The organism is Rhabdothermincola sediminis, assembly GCF_014805525.1.
GTDB lineage: Bacteria > Actinomycetota > Acidimicrobiia > Acidimicrobiales > Acidimicrobilacustridaceae > Rhabdothermincola > Rhabdothermincola sediminis.
Genome location: NZ_JACFSZ010000004.1, coordinates 171,715 through 187,908, shown reverse-complemented (window position 1 = coordinate 187,908; position 16,194 = coordinate 171,715). Strand labels below are relative to the sequence as shown.

The 16,194-nt window shown below is 70.0% G+C and carries 13 protein-coding genes; 3 read left to right on the top strand and 10 right to left on the bottom strand.

The annotated features are described in order from the left end of the window. Positions 1–182: 182 nt before the first annotated feature. The 3 genes from HZF19_RS04975 to HZF19_RS04965 form a co-directional block, all read right to left on the bottom strand. Positions 183–1,793, bottom strand: coding sequence for an MFS transporter (locus HZF19_RS04975; protein ID WP_208027647.1), 1,611 nt, complete (start codon positions 1,791–1,793; stop codon positions 183–185). A 764-nt stretch (positions 1,794–2,557) separates the two neighbouring features. Beyond that, on the bottom strand, positions 2,558–3,274 hold the full coding sequence (locus HZF19_RS04970) for a response regulator transcription factor (RefSeq protein WP_372443437.1): 717 nt from the start codon (positions 3,272–3,274) through the stop codon (positions 2,558–2,560). A gap of 64 nt (positions 3,275–3,338) precedes the next feature. Further along, a complete protein-coding gene (locus tag HZF19_RS04965; RefSeq protein WP_208027646.1) occupies positions 3,339–4,058 on the bottom strand; it encodes a sensor histidine kinase in 720 nt (239 codons plus the stop codon). A gap of 216 nt (positions 4,059–4,274) precedes the next feature. Here HZF19_RS04965 and HZF19_RS04960 point away from each other — a divergent pair, with 216 nt between their 5' ends. After that, positions 4,275–5,525 carry an EAL domain-containing response regulator gene (locus HZF19_RS04960; protein WP_208027645.1) on the top strand — a complete coding sequence of 417 codons (1,251 nt, stop codon included), beginning with the start codon at positions 4,275–4,277 and terminating at the stop codon, positions 5,523–5,525. A 255-nt stretch (positions 5,526–5,780) separates the two neighbouring features. Next, complete coding sequence (locus HZF19_RS04955; RefSeq protein ID WP_208027644.1) at positions 5,781–7,001, top strand: RCC1-like domain-containing protein; 1,221 nt, start codon at positions 5,781–5,783, stop codon at positions 6,999–7,001. Between the two features lie 81 nt (positions 7,002–7,082). On the opposite strand, the gene HZF19_RS04950 is transcribed toward HZF19_RS04955, so the two are convergent. Further along, the gene (locus tag HZF19_RS04950) at positions 7,083–7,517 is read right to left on the bottom strand and encodes a GNAT family N-acetyltransferase (protein WP_208027643.1); all 435 of its coding nucleotides are present in this window, start codon (positions 7,515–7,517) and stop codon (positions 7,083–7,085) included. Positions 7,518–7,577: 60 nt separating this feature from the next. On the opposite strand from HZF19_RS04950, the gene HZF19_RS04945 reads away from it, so the two are divergent. Further along, positions 7,578–8,456 carry a PAC2 family protein gene (locus HZF19_RS04945; RefSeq protein ID WP_208027642.1) on the top strand — a complete coding sequence of 293 codons (879 nt, stop codon included), beginning with the start codon at positions 7,578–7,580 and terminating at the stop codon, positions 8,454–8,456. A gap of 23 nt (positions 8,457–8,479) precedes the next feature. Here HZF19_RS04945 and HZF19_RS04940 read toward each other — a convergent pair whose 3' ends face one another. The 6 genes from HZF19_RS04940 to HZF19_RS04915 all read right to left on the bottom strand — a co-directional run bounded on the left by HZF19_RS04940 (position 8,480) and on the right by HZF19_RS04915 (position 16,154). Further along, positions 8,480–9,862, bottom strand: a complete 1,383-nt coding sequence (locus HZF19_RS04940; protein ID WP_208027641.1) for an amidase — start codon at positions 9,860–9,862, stop codon at positions 8,480–8,482. A 96-nt stretch (positions 9,863–9,958) separates the two neighbouring features. After that, positions 9,959–10,669, bottom strand: a complete 711-nt coding sequence (locus HZF19_RS04935) for an NUDIX hydrolase N-terminal domain-containing protein (RefSeq protein ID WP_208027640.1) — start codon at positions 10,667–10,669, stop codon at positions 9,959–9,961. A gap of 63 nt (positions 10,670–10,732) precedes the next feature. Then, positions 10,733–13,033: a [protein-PII] uridylyltransferase gene (locus HZF19_RS04930; RefSeq protein WP_208027639.1), complete on the bottom strand. Its 2,301-nt coding sequence runs from the start codon at positions 13,031–13,033 to the stop codon at positions 10,733–10,735. Between the two features lie 27 nt (positions 13,034–13,060). Continuing rightward, the gene (locus HZF19_RS04925) at positions 13,061–13,399 is read right to left on the bottom strand and encodes a P-II family nitrogen regulator (protein WP_208027638.1); all 339 of its coding nucleotides are present in this window, start codon (positions 13,397–13,399) and stop codon (positions 13,061–13,063) included. A gap of 14 nt (positions 13,400–13,413) precedes the next feature. Beyond that, entirely contained in the window at positions 13,414–14,667 is a 1,254-nt protein-coding gene (locus HZF19_RS04920) for an ammonium transporter (protein ID WP_235979350.1), read from the bottom strand. Positions 14,668–14,825: 158 nt separating this feature from the next. Then, entirely contained in the window at positions 14,826–16,154 is a 1,329-nt protein-coding gene (locus HZF19_RS04915) for an FAD-dependent oxidoreductase (protein WP_208027637.1), read from the bottom strand. Positions 16,155–16,194 lie beyond the last annotated feature (40 nt).

The window sequence follows — 16,194 nt, the reverse complement described above, 5'->3', positions numbered from 1 at the left end:
AGGCGACGGTTTCAGCGTCAGCTTCGGTTGATGTTCTACATGGCTTTGTTCGGTTCGTGGCCGGTCACCCGAACCGGCCCGCCTCTCCTCACCGACGGCCAGGGAGCCCCGGCAACACCCACCGAGGTCCGCGTCACGCCCCCGCGCCTCAACGCCGGCGGCCCTCCTCGCTGGGGGGGGGATCAGCTCCCGTCGTGGGCGGGCAGGCGCGCGCCCGCCGGGGCGGGCACGGTGTGGGGAAGGTCGCGGGTGAACGACAGCGACACGAGGGCCAGGAACGCTGCGGCCAGGAGCCCGGCTTTGAGGGCCTGGAGTTGGGCTTGCTCGTAGTTGTCGACGACGGCCTGGGTGGTGGGCGCGTCGATGCCGGCGGCGAGGAGGGCTGCTTCGACCTGGTCGGCGGTGACGAACTCGACGCCCGGCTCTGCCGCGGTGATCACCCGGGTGGTCACCTCGTCGCCGATGCGGTCGTCGGCGTCCACCTTCGCCACGAACGCGCCGGTCAGGCCGGCGAGCACGATGGCGCCGACCAGGGCGACCCCGAGGGAGGAGCCGAGCTGCTGGCCGGTGTACTGCAGGCCACCGGCCTCACCCCGCCCGGAGGCGTCGACCGAGGACTGCACGACGTTGCCGAGCTGCGATGCCATCAGCCCCATGCCCACTCCGAGCAGGCCCATGGCCAGCGCGAAGCCGGGTCGCGCGAGCTGCGGTTCGACCGTGGTGAGCAGGGCCAGGACGGCGACGAGGATGGTCCCCAGGCCGGCCCGCACGACGGATCGCACGGGGTAGCGCGAGGACAGGCGGGAGCCGGCCGCGGAGGCGAGGAACATCGCGATCGACACGGGCAGCATCCGGATGCCGGTGGCGAGGGCGTCGAGGCCGATCACCAGCTGCAGGTACAGCGGCACGACGAAGAACACCCCCATGAGGATGAGGTTCTGGGTCACCAGGCCGGCGAGGCCTGCGCGCAGCGGCGGGACCTGCAGGAGGTCGAGGTGCACGAGCGGGTCGGTGCCGGTCGCTTCACGGCGGCGCTGCCAGCGGACGAATCCCCACAGCAGGACCACGCCGGCGGCGATCACGAACGGGGCCAGGGAGAACCCGAACGGCTCGACCGGTGAGCTCTTCGGCGCGACGAGGCCCCAGGTGCTCGACTGCAGGATCCCGAGGACGACGGCGCCGAGGCCGGCGGCGGACAGCACGGACCCGACGCCGTCGAGCCGCGGCCGCGACCGGGCTCCTGCGGCGTCGGCCACGAAGCGGGTCATCACCAGGATGCCCACGACGAGCACGACCTCGCCGGCGAACACCACCCGCCAGGACAGCTCGGTGGTGGCCCATCCCCCGAGGATCGGTCCGACGGCGATCCCGGCGCCGGCCACGCCGCCGAGCACCGCGTAGGCGGCCTTGCGCTGCGCGCCCTCGAAGTTCCCGGCGGTGAGCGCGGCCATGGCAGGCATCACCAGTGCCGCGCCCATGCCTTCCAGGACCGACCAGCCGACGATGAGCACGCCCACCGTGGGTGCCGCCGCGGTGAGCGCCGACCCGCACGCGTAGACGACGAGACCGATGACGAACGTCCGGCGCCGGCCGACGATGTCGCCGACCTTGCCCCCGGTCAGCATGCACATGGCCATCACCAGGCAGTAGAGGGTGATGACCGCCTGGATGGTGGTGACCGTGGTGTCGAGCTCGTCGACGAGGCGGCTGATCGACACGTTCATGACGGACTGGTCGAGGACCATCACGAACTGCGCGGCCGCGAGGGCGATCAGTGGGAGCCAGCGCTTCATCGGGCGGGTGGGTGGTTCCGGCGAGAGCCGAGCCCAATCCTGGCACGCCGACGGGCCCTGCGACGGCGACCCTCACCCCGGCGCCGGTGTCCGGCGAGGTGCGACGGTGCGTCGGGCGGCATCCGCGTCAGGCAACGTTTGCGCGCTTCACGACCTGAGTGCCGGGATCGGCTGCTCGAGGGTGGCAAGGCCACGTTGGCGACGCCGCGCGACAAGGGCCGCGACCCGCGCGACACGGAGGCTTCATGACGCGAAGAAGCGGAAGCTGCAGTGGACGTTCGGGAAGCAGACCTATGCGTTGGAGGTGGCGGGGGAACTCTCGCGGGACTGGACGTGAACATCCGTGTGTCCACAGCCCGGGCAGTGATCGCTCACGGACGTCGACCCATAGTGGTCACCCGGGTGGCCGGCATCTCCAGGCAAGCGATCTCTCGGCCGCTCACGCGTCGACCCGCCGCCGCGGGCCCGGGCAAGGGTCGGCCACCTGCTGACGCGATCATCGAGTTCGCCAAGGCCAACCCGACCGGCGGCACCCGCATACAAACCCGAACGACCTCGACCGACACGCCGACGGGGTCCACGTCACGGGGGGGGATGGACCCGGTCGAGGTGACGCCTGCGGGGGACGGGAAGGATGCGGGGGCGTTGTGTGAACTCCGCCGGCGTCACCTCGACCGGGACACTGCTCATCCTCACGGAGCGACGAGAACGCGGCGTGACCGAACGAGCACAAATCGGAAAACTCTCGCCGGGGCCGCCGCCGCTCAGGGGTCGAAGCGGTAGCCCACTCCCCGAATCGTGGAGATCCGCGGGGTGGCCCCTGCTTCGGCCTCCACCTTCTGGCGAACCCGACGGACGTGTTGGGTGACCGTAGCCGGGTGCTGCCACTCCGACGAGGAGTTCCACACCGAGACCAGCAACTGCTCGCGAGAGAACACCTGGCGGGGATGAGACGCCAGGTGGCACAGCAGCTCGTACTCCTTGCGGGTGAGCGGGACCAGCCTCCCCGCCACCCGGACCTCACCCGCCGCCTCGTCGATCACCAGGTCGCCGAAGTCGAGCGACCGCTGCACGGGAGCGGGCCGGGCACGCCGGAGCACCGCGGTCACCCTGGCGGACAGCTCGGTCGGTGCGAACGGTTTGACGAGGTAGTCGTCGGCTCCCAGCCGGAGCCCGACGACCCGATCCTCCACCCCGCTCCGCCCGGTGAGCACGATGACCGGGATCGTGCTGACCCGCCTGAGCTCGACGAGCCAGTCCAGGCCCTGCTCGTCAGGCAGGCCGAGGTCGAGCACCACGAGGTCGAACCGGCGGGAACCGTTCAGCTCCCGAGCCTTCGACGCGGTCGAGGCCTCGGCCACCTCGAAGCCCTCCATCGTGAGGGCCTGCGCCGCCAGCGCACGTGCTGCGGCGTCGTCGTCGACGAGGAGGACTGCGGCACCCATCACTGATCGGCGACTGGCCACGGCCGGGGTGCCCATGGTGACCTCTCCGAGCACCTGGCGGCTCCCATCAACCCTTCCATCGGCCGACGGGGCGGAGGAATCAAGTGCTCGCCGGTAGGTCGAACCACAGGTGCGTCCCCACATCGATCCGGCTACTGGCCAGCAGCTTGCTACCGAGAGCCTCCACCAACAGCCGGCAGATCGTGAGCCCCAACCCGGCTCCGCTGCCCCGACCCGGTTCCCCGAAACGGACGAAGGGATCGAAGACGCGCCCGAGCTCGAGCTCCCCCATCCCGCGACCGGGATCCTCCACCGAGAACCGCACCGCCCCGGGCCCGCTCGCGGCGACTCGCAACACGACCCGCCCGGCCCCGCTGTGCTGCAACCCGTTGCGCACGAGCTGCTCGAGGATCTCCACCAGGGCCTCCCGATCGCCGAGCACGGCATCCGCGCACTCGACGGCGGCGATCAAGGTGACGTCGAGCTCGTCAGCCAGCGGTGTGGTCCGCCTGCACACCTCGTGGATCACGTCCAGCGGATCGACCTCCCTGAGGTCGAGGCAGGGGTTCGACGCGGCTCGCACCACCCTGCTCACGGCCTCGAGCAGTACGGCCATGGTGCCGCTGGCACGGTCGATCCACTCCACGGCCAACCGCTGGTCCTCGGTGAGGGGCCCTTGCCCGAGCAAGCCGGCGAAACCGGCGATCGTGTGCACGGAACCGCGCAGCTCGTGCTCCAGGGAGCGCACCAGATCCAAACAGAACGACCCGGTGTGGGCGGTGCCGTCCGAGACCGGGGTGTTCACGGAGATCGTGACCATGCGTCGTCAACCTTCCGGCTCGTGTCCAGCTAGATGGACCAACACACAACGCCACCCGGAAGGAAGCGTCGGTCAACCGGGGACCGGACTTGATGAGCTGATCGGCTCATTCCGTCGAGCCGCTGGCGCGCCGATGCTGGATGGCGGACGGCAGTGCGCCCGGTGCCATGAGCGCACCAGCGCACGACGCGGGGCCCCGGATACGAGAGGAGAGCCATGTCGCTCGCTGCGTGCCGCCCCGCCGCCGGCGAAGACGCCACCTGCCAGGCCCGCATCGTGATCGTCGACGACGAGCCGACCAACGTGCTCGTGTTGAAGCGGATGCTCCAGCGTGCGGGCTACCCGCACGTCGACGGCCTCACCGATCCCCGGGTCCTGCTGAACAACCTCGACCGGCTCGAACCCGACCTGCTGGTCCTGGACCTCCACATGCCGATCATCGACGGCATCACCTTCCTCGACGAGCTGACCCGCCGTCTCGACGACGATGACTTCGTACCGGTCCTGGTGGTCACCGCCGACGTGACCGAACAGGCGAAGGAGACGGCGCTCGCCCACGGTGCGCACGACTTCCTGACCAAGCCGATCAACTACACGGAGCTGGCCCTGAGAGTGCGGAACCTGTTGCGAACCAGGATGCAGCACGTCGCGCTGAGTCGAGAACGCCAGATGCTGGCATCGAAGGTCGACCACCTCGAGCACGGCGAGCACGAGCAGGCCGAAGCCCGGCGGCAGCTCGCCCAGCGGATCGAGGCCATCATCGACTCCCGGTCGATCGAGATCGTGTTCCAACCGATCGTCGATCTCACGACCGCAGCCATCATCGGGGCCGAAGCGCTGGCCCGCTTCACCACCACCCCGGTCCGCCCGCCCGACGAATGGCTGGCCGACGCCGCTCACGTGGGCTTGCGTACCCACCTCGAGCTCGCCGCCATCGCCGAGGCCGTCGAGCGGGCCGCGGCACTGCCGGAGGGTGCGTTCGTCGCCGTCAACGCGTCGCCCAGCGCGCTGCGATCACCGCGCCTTCTCCGGGAGCTGCAGTCGTTCGATCCTGCACGGGTGATCGTCGAGGTCACCGAGCACGAGCGCGCCGACGACCCCGAGGCCCTCCGCGACGCCGCGACCAGACTCAGGCAGATCGGGGCCCGGGTCGCGGTGGACGATGCCGGAGCGGGCGTTGCCAGCCTCGAGCGGATCCTGTGGCTCGAACCGGACGTCCTCAAGCTCGAGCGCCAGCTGATCAGCGATGTCGACCGCTCCCCCGTCAAGCGGTCACTGATCAGCGCCTTGGTGCACTTCTGCTCCGAGACCGACAGCACCCTGATCGCCGAGGGCATCGAGACGCTCGAGGAGCTCCACACCTTGAGGTCGCTGGGCCTGCGAGCCGGACAAGGGTTCTTCATCGGTCGTGCGGCACCGCTTCCACTCCGCCCCCCCGCGATGCGTCACCTCTGGATCGGTGGGTGAGTTTTCCGTTCTGTTCCCGAGTTACGCAGGAAGCTCTCCGGTGCACCGAGTGATGCCTGAACCCCCGAGCGATGCGCGTCGATGCCCTCCCACATCGATCACCGGCGACGCAGTCCCCTCGGCGATCGCCCCGCTCTGGAGGTGCACGACATGCGTGTCACGACGATTCGATGGCGACGAGCGACTCTCGTGCTCGCCGCACTGCTCGCCCCCGTGGCAGCTCTGTCACCGGCCACATTCGCGTCGGCCGGCCCGGTGAATCCACGGTTGTACATCTGGGGCAACAACACGTTCGGCCAACTCGGCAACGGCAGGATGGCCCTCACACCCGAATCGGAGCCGACCCGGCACGACGCGGAGCTCACCACGCCGACCCGGGTGCCGGGCTCTCAGGCCTGGAGCGACATCTCCAGCGGCACCGCCCACTCCATCGCCATTCGCAAGGGCGGGACCATGTGGGCGTGGGGCGTGAACCCCTACGGGCTGGGCGCACTCGACGCTTCCGGCAACCCGGTGACGGTGGCTCCGAACCCGGTGAAGCTCCCCGGCGGCCGCGGGTGGGTCGACGTGGAGACGAGCGACTCGTACTCGCTCGCCATCCAGAATGACGGGTCGCTGTGGGCCTGGGGGAACAACAGCTCCGGTCAGCTCGGCGTGGGCGACACCGAACCGCGGTTCACCCCCACCCCGGTGGGGTCGGACCGGGACTGGGTCTCGATCGTGGCAACCCCGTCGGGGACCTCCTTCGCCCTCAAGGCCGACGGGTCGCTGTGGGCCTGGGGGAACAACAGCTCTGGTGCGCTCGGAACGGGGACGATCGACGACGACCCCCATCCCACGCCGAACCGTATCCCGGGCACGTGGCGATCGGTCAGTGCCGGAGGCCGGCTGACGACCCACGTGCTCGCCGTGGCTGACGACGGCCGGCTGTACGCGTGGGGACAGAACTGCCGTGGGCAGCTCGGGCTCGGCGCCGCGCCGGTGGACGCCAGCCAGTGGCAGTGCGTCAACGACTTCCATCCCCAGCCCACACAGGTGGGGACGAAGGCCGATTGGGTCCGGGCGGTCGCGGGCAGCACGCCCATCGACGGCGGCTTCTCGATGGCCATCGACTCGGCAGGCTCGCTCTTCGCCTGGGGCGACAACATCGCCGGCGGGTTGGGCCTCGGCACCTCGAGCACCACGGGTGACGCCCTTCGGGCCTCCCCGACGCTGGTCGGCGAACCGGGAGGGTGGTCGAAGGTCGCCCTCGGCTACGGGTTCGCCGTCGCCATCCGGGTCGACGGGACTTTGTGGAGCTGGGGGTGGAACCCCGCCGGCCAGCTCGGCAACGGCGACCCTGGCCCCGGCCTAACCAGCATCGAAACCTGGCTGACCGATGACTCCGCTCGCCAGCCGACACCCGCCCGGGTCGGCAGCCTCACCGGCTGGCTGGACGTCTCGGCGGGTGGGCTGCACGCGATGGCCACCCGCTGAGCGGGTACGCGCTCCCTACCGGCGTGGTTTCGTCGACCTCGGTCGGCGGGGCCACGCCGGAGCGCGCTCGCCTGTCGAGCCCTAGGTCAGCTCGAAGCGGTACACGTTGGTCTCCCGCCGCACGAATCCGATCCGCTGGTAGAGCCGGTTGGCGGCCTCCCGGCTGGGGCGGGAGGTCAGATCGACGGTGCGTGCCCCCGCGGCCCGTGCACGTTCCAGGGCCGCTCGGTTGAGCGCCTCCCCCACCCCTTGTCCTCGGGCCGATTCGTCGACCACCACGTCCTCGATCCACGCCCGGAGACCGGTGGGGATGCGAAAGATCGCCAGCGTCAAGCTGCCCACGATCTCCCCGCCGGATCGGGCCAGAAACAGCACCGTGGCGGGGGAGGCCACGATCTCTGCCAGCTCCTCCGCGGTCGGTGGCGGGCTGGAGGACGAGAGCTGAGGGGTCAAGCGCTGCAACGCCGCCACCACCTCGGGGGCGGCAACCCCGCATTCGACGATCTCGACGCTCATCGGCGGTCACGCTAACGGCCTGCCGCCCGCAGAGCCACCATCGCCCGGTACGGTGAGGTCATGGCCGATGCGCAAGGACGCAGCCCGCGTCTCCAGCATGTGCACTGGTCCCGCCGGCCTCAGCTGATCGCCCCGGTGATGCTCGTGGCCTTCTCCGGCTGGAGCGATGCCGGCGACGCGGCCAGCAGCGCGGTGAGCCTGCTGGCCGAGCAGTGGCGGGCGCGGCCCTTCGCCGCCGTCGACCCGGAGCTCTTCTACGACTTCACCTCCACCCGGCCGCTCGTCCGGTTCGACGCCCACGGCGAGCGCGAGATCCTCTGGCCGGAGATCGAGTTCTCCGCCACGACCGTCCCCGGGTCCGACCTGGACGTGATCCTCCTGGTGGCGCCCGAGCCACAGCTGCGGTGGCGCACGTTCTGCGAGCAGATCATCGGCGTGGCCCGCGCCTTCGACACCCGGCGCGTCGTCACCTTCGGCGCGCTGCTCGCCGAAGTCCCGCACTCGCGGCCGGTCTCGGTCTTCGGCGTGGGCCACGATGCCGACACCGCCCGCGAGCTCGGCCTGCTCCCGTCACGCTACGAGGGCCCGACCGGGATCACCGGCGTGCTCCAGGCGCTGTCACGGGAAGCGGGGTTGCCGTCGTCGTCGCTGTGGGCCGCCGTGCCCACCTACGTCCCCGCTTCGCCCTCACCCAAGGCCACCCTGGCCCTCGTCGATCGGGCCTCACGCCTGTTGCAGGTCTCCCTCGATCTCACCGAGCTGAAACAAGCCGCTCGCGACTACGAAGACGAAGTCAGCTCGCTGGTCGACGACGACGAGGAGACCCGCGACTACGTGCGGCAGCTCGAAGAGCGTTTCGACGAGGAGGAGCCGAGACTGCTCGACGACGGCTCGACCCTGGTCGAAGAGGTCGAACGCTTCCTGCGCGACCAGGATTGACCGGCGCCCTCGGGCGTCTCGTTCTAAGCCCGCCCCATGGGCGCGTGCCGGGGCCAGGGCCGGGTCTGCTCCAGCAACCTGGCGAGCCGCAGCACCACGTCGTCCGCGTGGCGGCGCCCGATGATCTGCAACCCCACCGGCAGCCCGTCGGAACTGATCCCGGCAGGCAGCGAGCAGGCGGGGTTCCAGCAGAGGTTGGCCAGCATCGTGAACGGCACGCTCATCGCCCCCGCCGCCAAGGGGCCGAACCGCTCGACCAGGTCCTCGCCGGCGATCGTGGTCGGCGATGGGCCCGCAGCGTCGAAGGCCGGCACGGCCGTGGTTGGGGTCAGGAGCACGTCGACGTCCTGGAAGATCCGGGCCACGTCGGCCTCGAGCTGGAGCCGGCGACGCAGTCCCGGCACCAGCGTGCGAACCGGACGCTCGTAGCTCGTCTCCAGGCTGAAGCGCACGAACGGGGTGAGGTCGTCCAGGCGAGCCGGGTAGTGCTCGCTCTCCTCGATGTCCAGCCACAGGGTGACCGACCCGGCCTGCAGCCAGGTGCGGATCGGGTCCGTGAGGCGGACCGGGTACTCGACGAGCTCGGTCCCGGCGGCCTGAGCCAGCGCTTCCGCCGAGGCACGGGTGAGCTCGAGCACCTCGGGATCGACGACCGCGAAGCCGAGATCCTCCGACCAGCCGACGCGCAGTCCCGAGACGTCGAGGGTCTCCATGGCGTCCTGGTAACGGAGCCCCGCCGGCGGCAGGGATGCGCGATCAGCGTCGTGTGGGCCCGCGGTGACGTCGAGGTGCCGGGCCGCGTCAGCCACCGACACCGCCTCCACCCCGTACACGGCTGTCTGCGACGGATCGGCGGTGGGATGGGGGATGCGGCCGTAGCTCGGCTTCATGCCGACCAGCCCGCTGAACGCTGCGGGGATCCGGGTGGAGCCGCCGCCGTCGCTGGCGGTGGCGATGGGAACCAGCCCACCGGCGACCGCGGCCGCCGAACCGCCGCTCGATCCTCCCGGGGTTCGTTCGGTGTCCCAGGGGTTGCGGGTCACTCCCCAGGCCTTGGTGCGGGTGAACTGGATGGTGCCGAACTCGGGCGCGGCGGTCTTGCCCACGAACACCGCCCCCGCGGCCCGGAGACGAGCTACATGGATGGAGTCCTCGCTGACCGGCGGAGCGTTCTTGTACAGCAGCGACCCGTGCGAGGTCGGCATCCCCGCGCAGTCCTCGAGGTCCTTGACGCCGAACGGCACACCCGCGAACGGCCCCGGGTCCTCTCCCCGGCGGACCTGATCGTCGATCTCCGCCGCCCGGGCCCGGGCCCCCTCGGCGTCCAGGTACACGAACGCGTTCAGCACGTCGTTGCGTTCATCGATGGCCGCCAGGCACTCCTCGAGCAAGGTTTGAGCGCTCATCTCCCCCCGGCGAACGGCATCTGCCGCTTCACTCGCAGATGGAAGCTCAGCCATGGATCCCCCTGTTCTCCGACGCGGTGTCGATCGCGTCCTGGACTACGTCGTTCGAGATGGTGAGTCGTCAGGTGATGGGTCGTCGGCCCGCCACGGAGGCATCCGCGGCTGGTCGTAGAGCACGTCGAGCGGTTCTCCCCTGATCGCCCGGAACGCGTGATCCGCCCAGTGGTCGGCTCCGGCCACGTGCGGGGGCAGGTCGCCCTCAGAGAACCAACCGACGTCCGCACACTCGAGGGGATGTGGCTCCAGCTCTCCTCCGACCGCGTGGCAGTGGAAGACCAGCGAGTACAGGGGGATCTGGGTGAAACCGAGGCGCAACCCGTCGAACAGACCGATCAACCGCCGGACCTCGCAGTCGATACCCGTCTCCTCCTTCACCTCCTTCACCGCCACCTCCGACGCGGAGTAGCCGATGTCGGCCCAACCGGTCGGGTAGAGCCAGATCCCCGAGTCGGCCCGCTTCACCAGGAGGATCTCCCCGCGGTCGTTGCCCACCACGGCACCCACCGCGATCTTCGGGGTCTGGTAACCGGCGACGCCGGTGCCAGTCGTCGTCATCCACTCAGACACCACCTGGTCGTGGTCGATGTCGGATCGGGCCGCGTGGCGGATGTCGGCCGCGACCGAGAGCACCTCCTCGAAACGTTCACGCTCGTAGGGGTTGTCGGTGAAGCCGAGACCGGTGCGGGCGATGCCGGCGAGCGCCTCGCTCCAACGCAGGAGGTCCTGAGCCGTCACCCGTCGATCCATCGCCTGCACGCTAATGCGAGCCTGTCACCACCCGCCCCGCGAGCGACGGCGACGGGGACCGGCTCAGCCCGCCAACGCGTGCAGGATGGCGCGCTCGAGCTCCACGAGGTGGTTCGGATCGGTCACCTTGCCGCCCGAGCGGTCGCACACGTAGAAGGAGTCGATCACCTCCGCCCCGAGGGTCTGGACCTTGGCGGAGCGCAGGTCGAGATCGAGCTCGGCGATGGCCCGGGTGATCTTGTAGAGGACGCCGACGGCATCCGGGGCCTTCACCTCGATCACCGTCGCCACCGTCGAGATGTCGTTGTCGACGAGCACCGACGGTGGATCGGGCGCCAGCGCCGGGATGCGATCCCGCCGGTAGATCCTCGCCCGCTCCTCCAGCCGGGCGTGCAGCGCCAACTTCCCTTCGAGAGCTTTCTCGATGTCCGTGACCACCCGTTCCCAGGGGATCACCGAACCGAAGGCGCTCTGCACCCTGAAGGTCTCGATCGCCATGCCGGCGTCATCCGAGTGGGCCGCGGCCTCGAGCACGTCGAGGCCGTTCAGCGCCAGCGCGCCGGCAACCCGGCTGAACATGCCTGGTCGATCCTCGGCGATCACCAGGAGGTCATCACCGGAGGCTTCGATGACGCGCCGCCCCTCCCCCATCCGGGCCCGTTGCGCCTCGGAGGGGAAGCGATCGGTCGTCGTGACCTCCGAGGGCTCTCCGCCGCCGAGGACGTGCGCGACCCGGTCCACCAGCTCGCCCACCAGCTCGGCCTTCCAGCGGTTCCAGGCGGCGGGGCCGGTCGCGAGGGAGTCGGCTTCGGTCAGCGCTGCCAGCAGCCGCAGCGTCGACAGCGAACGCACCTGGCTGGCGACGCGCTCGATCGTGCCGGGGTCGGAGAGGTCGCGCCGCACCGCGACATCAGCGAGCAGCAGATGATGGCGGACCAGCTCCTGCAGCACCGTGACGTCAGCGGGTGGGAAACCCATCCGGGGGCCGATGCGCCCCACGAGCTCGATACCTGCTTCGGTGTGATCGCCGGGCTCACCCTTGCCGATGTCGTGGAGGAGCGCGCCGACCACGAGCAGGTCCGGGCGATCCACCCGCTCCGCCAGGGCGGCCGCGTTGACCGCTGCTTGGCAGAGGTGCCGGTCGACCGTGAAGGTGTGGTAGGCGTTGCGTTGCGACCGGCACCGCACCCTGGCCCACTCGGGCAGCACCCGCACCCAGATGCCCCGCTGGTCGAGCGACTCGATGACCGCGATGGCGGGCTGACCGGCGAGCAGCAGCTCCACCAGTAGCGATCGGGCCCCGTCGGGCCACGGGTCCCCCAGCGCGGGGGCTTCACCGGCCAGGCGGTTGAGCGTCCGGCGCTCGATCCGGGTGGCGTGGGTCGCCGCGGCGACGGCCACTCGCAAGCCCAGCAGCGGGTCCGCCCCGGGGTCGGCGAAGCGGTGGAGCTCCACGATGCCGTCGCGCAGGACCACACCCGGCGCCACCTCCCGGTCGCGCACCAGGCGCGAGCGCAGGGGACCGGCCAATGACGAGTCGACCCGGTCCCACACCTCGTCGCTGGTCCAGGCGATGCGCCTGGCGGCGGAGGACACCGCCCGCATCAGCTCATCGGCGCTCGGGTAGCCGAGTGCGTCGGCCACACCGTCCTGCTCCTCGAGCACCAAGCGATCACCCCGGCGTCCGGTTCGCCGATGGAGCTCGACCCGCGCCGAGAGGATCGTGTCGTAGGCCTCCGCCAGCCCGGCGTCGTCTCCCTCGAGCATGACCGTGCGAGCCGCCTCCGCCCATCGGATGGCATGGACGTCGCGCAGCCCGCCCCGACCGTCCTTCAGGTCCGGCTCGAGGAGGAACGCGACCTCGCCCGCGACGGCATGCCGTTGCTTCACCGAGCGACTCAGCTCGGCGAGCCAGCGTTTCGCTCGCTTGGCCCACAGCGTCCTCGACTTGGACGCGACGTCCTCCGCCAACGCACGATCACCGGCAACGGGACGCAGCGACAGCATCGAGGTGGCCGTGTCGAGGTCGTCGGCCGCGAGGCGCAGCGCCTCCTTCGGAGTCCGCACAGCATGACCGAGCTTCAAGCCAGCGTCCCAGATCGGGTACCAGATCCGTTCCGCGATCTCGCCGATGGGTCCGATCCCGTCGTGGAGGAGGAGCAGGTCGATGTCGCTCTCGGGGGAGAGCTCGGAACGCCCGTACCCGCCGACAGCCACCAGGGCCACCCCGTCGACCCTGTCCACCTCGACCTCGTAGAGCTCTGCCAACCACCGGTCGACCAGATCGCTGTAGGCGCGGCACAGCTCGACTCCCGCGAGCTGCGGGTCGCCGAGCAGCGCCTGGCGTTCCAGGGTGGGTGGCACGGACCTTCCTACGAACCGGTCGCCGGATCAGACCGCATCGACATCGCGCTCGCCGGTGCGGATCCGCACCACCCGGTCGACGGGGGTGATCCACACCTTGCCGTCACCGATCTTGCCCGTCCTGGCCGCACCGACGATCAGCTCCGCGAGCCGCTCGGCGTCCGCGTCGTCGACCACCACCTCGATCCTGACCTTCGGCAGGAGGTCGACGGTGTACTCGGCGCCGCGGTAGACCTCGGTGTGGCCGCCCTGGCGACCGAAGCCCTTCACCTCGTCGACCGTGAGGCCCTGGACGCCCGCCTCCTTCAGAGCGTCCTTCACGTCGTCGAGCTTGTGCGGCTTGATGATCGCAGTGATCAGCTTCATGCGATTGCTCCTCCCTACCCGATCCGGCCCATCGATGCGACATCGCCGAAGTTGTAGGCGGTCTCGGCATGTTGGCTGAGATCAAGCCCTTGATCCTCTTCCTCGGGTGTCACCCGCAGGCCCACGATGACATCCAGAGCCTTGCCGATGACGAGGGTCGTCACGAACGAGAAGGCGAGCACCGCGATGGAGGCCACGAACTGCTTGCCCAGCAACCCGGCGCCGCCACCCACGAAGAGGCCGTCCGCACCGGCCGGGTTGATGGCGGTGTCGGCGAACAGACCGAGGAGCAGCGCCCCGGTGAGCCCACCGACGAGGTGGATGCCGACCACGTCGAGGGAGTCGTCATAGCCGAACCGGTACTTCAACTGAATGGCGAACAGGCACACGATGCCGGCGATGAACCCGATCAGGATCGAGGGCACCGCGCCGACGAAACCGGCACACGGGGTGATGGCGACGAGTCCTGCGACCGCGCCCGATGCTGCACCGAGCGTGGTCGGCTGGCCGTCCTTGGCCCACTCGGCGAGCACCCATCCCAGCATCGCCGCCGACGCGGCGACGAACGTGTTGAGGATGGCCTGCGCGGCAAGCCCGTCAGCGGCGAGCGCGGACCCTGCGTTGAAGCCTGCCCAGCCGAACCACAGGATCCCGGTGCCGACCAGCGTGAGTGGGAGCGAGTGGGGGTGCATGCCCTCCTTCGGCCAACCCTTGCGCTTGCCGAGCAGGATGGCCATCGCCAGAGCGGCCGCGCCGGCGTTGATGTGCACCACGGCTCCACCGGCGAAGTCGAGGGCCCCCATGTCGAAGACCCAGCCACCACCCCACACCCAGTGGGCGACCGGCGAGTAGACGACGAGCAACCAGATGCCGATGAACAGCGCGTACGCGCCGAACTTCATGCGATCGGCCGTGGCTCCCGTGATGAGCGCCGGGGTGATGATGGCGAAGGTCATCTGGAAGGCGGCGAACAAGATGACCGGGATCGTGAGACCCTCCATCACCCCCATGCCGACGTCCTTGAAGCCCGCGAAGTCGAGGTTGCCGACCAGCGCGCCGGTGCCGCCGAAGGCCAGCGTGTAGCCGATCAGCACCCACAGCACCGCCATCAGCCCCATGGCGAAGACGTTCTGCATGAGCATCCCGAGCATGTTCTTCGCTCGGACCATCCCGCCGTAGAAGAGGGCGAGGCCCGGCGTCATGAACAGCACCAGGGCGGTTGCTGCCAGCATCCACGCGGTGTTGCCGCTGTCGAGCGCCGATTCCATGCCGCACGACTCCCTTCCCTGTCGTGAGCGGAGACGCCCGCTCAGCCGTCAGCAAGACAGCGGAAAGGATGGCGACATGTTGTTTCCCGACGGTTCCCTGATTGTTTCCATCGTGTGAACCGCGCCCGCCAGCCCGGCCGGCGGTGAGCCGCGGCTGCTCAGGCGAGCTGGCGGGCCGCTACCTGGACCGGGTCCCACACCGGCGAGAAGGGGGGCGCGTAGGACAGGTCGAGGTTGATCAGCTCGTCGGCGTGCATCCCGTTCCACAGCGCGGTGGCCACCGTGTCGATCCGTTTGGCCGATCCCGGACCACCGACGATCTGACCGCCCAGCAGCCGACCCGTACCTCGCTCGGCGAGCAGCTTCACCGTGATCGGGGTCGAGCCCGGGAAGTACCTGGAACGGGTCGTGGTCCGGACGCGGGCCGTGTCGAACCGGAAGCCGGCCTCCGTCGCCTCCCGCTCGTTGAGACCGGTGCGGCCCACCTCGGTCTCGCAGATCTTGGTCACCGCGCTGCCCAGCACACCGGGGAACGTGGCGTAGCCACCGCCGATGTTGATCCCCGCCACCCGGCTCTGTCGGTTGGCGACCGTACCCAGGGCGACGAACGTCGGCCGCCCACTGACCCGGTGCATCGACTCGCAGCAGTCCCCGGCAGCCCACACGCCCGCAGCGCTGGTGCGCTGCTGGCGATCGACCCGGATGGCGTTGCGCACCCCGAGCTCGAGGCCAGCTGCGCCTGCCAGCTCGCTGTTCGGGGTGACCCCCAGGCCCAACACGACGAGATCCGCGGGGAGCTCACCGTCGGAGGTGTGCACCCGACCAGGCTCCACGGCTTCCACCTGCGTACCGGTCCGCACCTCGATCCCGTCACCTTGCATCGCAGCGACGATCAGGTCGGCCATGTCGGGGTCGAGGGTGCCCATGACCTGCGGTGCGATGTCGACCACGGTCACCGACGCTCCTCGATGGCAGAACGCCTCGGCCATCTCCAACCCGACGTAGCCCCCACCGACCACCACCACGTCCCGCGCATCGATGCTGCGGGCATGGTGCATCAGCACCTCGGCGTCGTCGAGGTTCTGCACACCGAACACGAACGACCGATCATCCAGGCCGGGGATAGGCGGGCGGAGCGGTCGGGCGCCCGTGCCGATCACGAGTTGGTCGAAGCCGATGGTCACCTCGTCGCCCTGATCGAGTCGTCGAGCACGCACCGACCGGGCCCCCAGGTCGATCTCGGTGACCTCGTGCCGCAGGCGCACGTCGATGCCTCGGGCCACGTGCTCGTCGGGGGTCCGAGCCACCAGCGCGTCGAGCGAGGTGACCTCACCTCCGATGAAGAACGGGATGCCACACGCCGCGAAGCTGGTGCGGGTCCCTCGCTCCAGGGCCACGACCTCCAGATCGGGTCGCATCCGCTTGGCCTGCGATGCGGCGGTCATGCTCCCCGCATCGGCGCCGATCACCACCAGTCGCTCTGCCATGGGGAGAGGGTAGGAGGGATCGGCGATCGCTCGCGCCGTG

Bases quoted from the DNA above. Each gene is read 5' to 3' on its own strand.
- HZF19_RS04925 (WP_208027638.1), bottom strand. From the start codon at position 13,399: ATGAAGCTGATCACTGCGATCATCAAGCCGCACAAGCTCGACGACGTG.
- HZF19_RS04960 (WP_208027645.1), top strand. From the start codon at position 4,275: ATGTCGCTCGCTGCGTGCCGCCCCGCCGCCGGCGAAGACGCCACCTGC.
- HZF19_RS04920 (WP_235979350.1), bottom strand. From the start codon at position 14,667: ATGGAATCGGCGCTCGACAGCGGCAACACCGCGTGGATGCTGGCAGCA.
- HZF19_RS04915 (WP_208027637.1), bottom strand. From the start codon at position 16,154: ATGGCAGAGCGACTGGTGGTGATCGGCGCCGATGCGGGGAGCATGACC.
- HZF19_RS04970 (WP_372443437.1), bottom strand. From the start codon at position 3,274: ATGGGCACCCCGGCCGTGGCCAGTCGCCGATCAGTGATGGGTGCCGCA.
- HZF19_RS04965 (WP_208027646.1), bottom strand. From the start codon at position 4,058: ATGGTCACGATCTCCGTGAACACCCCGGTCTCGGACGGCACCGCCCAC.
- HZF19_RS04945 (WP_208027642.1), top strand. From the start codon at position 7,578: ATGGCCGATGCGCAAGGACGCAGCCCGCGTCTCCAGCATGTGCACTGG.
- HZF19_RS04950 (WP_208027643.1), bottom strand. From the start codon at position 7,517: ATGAGCGTCGAGATCGTCGAATGCGGGGTTGCCGCCCCCGAGGTGGTG.
- HZF19_RS04975 (WP_208027647.1), bottom strand. From the start codon at position 1,793: ATGAAGCGCTGGCTCCCACTGATCGCCCTCGCGGCCGCGCAGTTCGTG.
- HZF19_RS04940 (WP_208027641.1), bottom strand. From the start codon at position 9,862: ATGAGCGCTCAAACCTTGCTCGAGGAGTGCCTGGCGGCCATCGATGAA.
- HZF19_RS04935 (WP_208027640.1), bottom strand. From the start codon at position 10,669: ATGGATCGACGGGTGACGGCTCAGGACCTCCTGCGTTGGAGCGAGGCG.